Origin of the sequence: Methylobacterium sp. E-046 (genome assembly GCF_022829625.1) — a bacterium.
In the GTDB taxonomy this organism is placed as follows: Bacteria; Pseudomonadota; Alphaproteobacteria; order Rhizobiales; family Beijerinckiaceae; genus Methylobacterium; species Methylobacterium longum.
The window spans coordinates 1-553 of the sequence record NZ_JAKSYP010000077.1 but is presented as its reverse complement, the minus strand read 5'-3'; the positions used below and the strand labels follow the sequence as shown (position 1 = coordinate 553).

The 553-nt window shown below is 70.9% G+C and carries 1 protein-coding gene; it reads left to right on the top strand.

What is annotated here, in order from left to right; all coding sequences use genetic code 11:
• Positions 1-552: transglutaminase-like cysteine peptidase (locus MKK82_RS05985; protein WP_238294358.1), on the top strand; the 552-nt coding region annotated here is incomplete at its 5' end.
• Position 553: the final 1 nt, after the last annotated feature.

Below are 553 nucleotides of genomic sequence, written 5' to 3'. Positions count from 1 at the left end.
GCACAGACGCTGGCGAGCCTTCCGACGGAGGCGGGTGCGCGGGTTCAGGGGGACGCCAAGCCGCTCGCCGCCTGGGTGACGTTCTGCCAGGCTTACGCGGCGGAGTGCACGGTGGACCGCAGCGAGCCGGCGCGGATCAGCCTGACGCCGGCGACCTGGGCGACGATCGCGTCGGTGAACCGGCGGGTCAACAAGGCGGTCGAGCCGATGACCGACCAGGAGCACCTGCACGTGGCCGACCGCTGGGACCTGGCCGAGGACGGCATCGGCGACTGCGAGGACTTCCAGCTGCTCAAGCGCCACCTGCTGGCCGAGGCCGGTCTGCCGCGCCGGGCGATGCGCATGACCGTGGTGATCGACGAGAAGGGCGAGGGTCACGCGGTGCTGACGCTCATCACCGACCGCGGCGACCTCGTGCTCGACAACAAGACCAGCGCGATCCTGCCCTGGCACAGGACCGGCTACGTGTTCATCAAGCGCGAGAGCCAGGACGCCGTCGCCTGGGTGTCGCTGGGCGGCGTCACCTCGCCCGTCACCACCGCAAACCGCTGAG